Origin of the sequence: Sinomicrobium pectinilyticum, assembly GCF_003725735.1 — a bacterium.
GTDB lineage: Bacteria > Bacteroidota > Bacteroidia > Flavobacteriales > Flavobacteriaceae > Sinomicrobium > Sinomicrobium pectinilyticum.
Window position 1 is genome coordinate 1 of the sequence record NZ_RJTM01000206.1, and the last position, 1643, is coordinate 1643.

Here is a 1643-nt window from a genome sequence, read left to right on the forward strand (position 1 = left end):
ACAGTAACATATTTTTTATATCATTGTAGTATCTTTCCTGGTGGCACTATGCCACCGAAATATCCAGTTTAGGCTTTCTTATACGACCAACATGCACCATAAAGGGCTGAAACATGGCCCGAACCTACCCCGGTGAAAGGAGCCCTGTTATCGTATGGCGATCTCTTCAAAGAACCACATAACAGGCATATTTTCTTTAGCTCATCGTTATACCTCATGAATATGGAATACAATTCCGTAATCACTGATTTTAACCGGAAAGTACAGGAGATAACTGTTTTATCCCATGCCATACCTGCAATACGTCAGGGTGTGCTTTTATGCCGTCAGACCCTGTCGCGATTACGGGACATCGTAAAGCAGACCGGGTTGAATACCCAGGAAGCCGAAATCCGCTTTTTTAAAGAGATCAAGGCTATCCCTTTAAGCTGGCTGATCTATTTTACGGAAATAGGTTCCTGTGAACTTCGTAAACCCCGGGCAGACCGCGAACTTCAGAAACAGTTCTACAAAAAGCAACTTCACAAAGCCGACAAGTTTTTTCAAAGACATCGGGAATTTGTGTATTATATGGAACAGGGGCATACGCATCGGGACCCGGAATATTTTACCCGGAAAGCTTTGGAGCATTTCCCGCTTTCTACGGGGATAGAAGGTTATCGCGATCCGGATTTTTCCACCTCTCATGACCTGCTATGGGCCCAGGTTCAGGCTATGGACCGGGTTACGGAACACTTGGAAAAAAATATAGAAGAACTTTCTTCGGGATCTTTTTCTGTCCTGAATGGTGATGCCGGGAATTATCTTGCCTGGACAGGGACCAAGACGGATTTGGTCGTACTGATCTATGCCCTTTATAGCGGAAAAGTCATTAACCACGGACAAGCTGATATTGCGGAAATTACTGCTGCATTTGAAACTCTTTTTGACATCCGCTTGCCACAGGTGTATAAAACCTATGCGGAGATCCGGATGCGTAAAGGGCAACGCTTACGGTTTTTGGAGGAACTCATCTTCCGGCTGTCCAAAAAAATGGATGAAGATGACGCCTTTTAAAGGTATCTGTTTCCAATTTCTTATTTGTATGTATTTTCTTCGGTATTACGAAAGAAATCCGTAGGTGAAATTTTGTTCCATTCTCCTTGAAATTTGCCTCAATTTAGTATTCTATTCCGGGCGGACTACCCCTAAATTAACATAAATACGCTCAAAACTTATAAATGTTAAAGTTTATCGTAATTACGTATCCTATAGGGAAAAGCTTTAACATTTCACCGGGAGCTTTGCATGGAGAAGTTGATGAGTTGGTGAGTTGATGAGTTGGTGAGACAGTATCCAAAACTTCAGGACTCCCCAACTCCAGGACTCCAAAACTCCAAAAATGAACATTAAAAAAAACAAAAGATGATGAACACACAAAAAGAAACTCAAAGACCCCCGCGTCCGGAACGGTTCCGGCTGCGGAAAGTAACGTGGGAAGACGACTATGTCGATTTTCTGCATGCCCGGGCCCAGGGGCCCAGGTACCGTCACCTGCGAAGATGGGGGCAACAGGCCACCCTTATCCTCCTCCTGCTTTCGACCTTCCTGTATGCCGGCCCGCTGCTGCGGCTGGTAGACAACACGGCGGCCACGGTAGATGC

At 44.9% G+C, this 1643-nt stretch carries 2 protein-coding genes; both read left to right on the forward strand.

Annotation, left to right across the window (positions count from 1 at the left end; translation table 11 throughout):
• Positions 1-132: 132 nt before the first annotated feature.
• On the forward strand, positions 133-1056 hold the full coding sequence (locus tag ED312_RS23275; protein ID WP_148044364.1) for an RteC domain-containing protein: 924 nt from the start codon (positions 133-135) through the stop codon (positions 1054-1056).
• A 348-nt stretch (positions 1057-1404) separates the two neighbouring features.
• On the forward strand, positions 1405-1643 hold a 239-nt coding region (locus ED312_RS23280), incomplete at its 3' end, for a hypothetical protein (protein ID WP_148044365.1).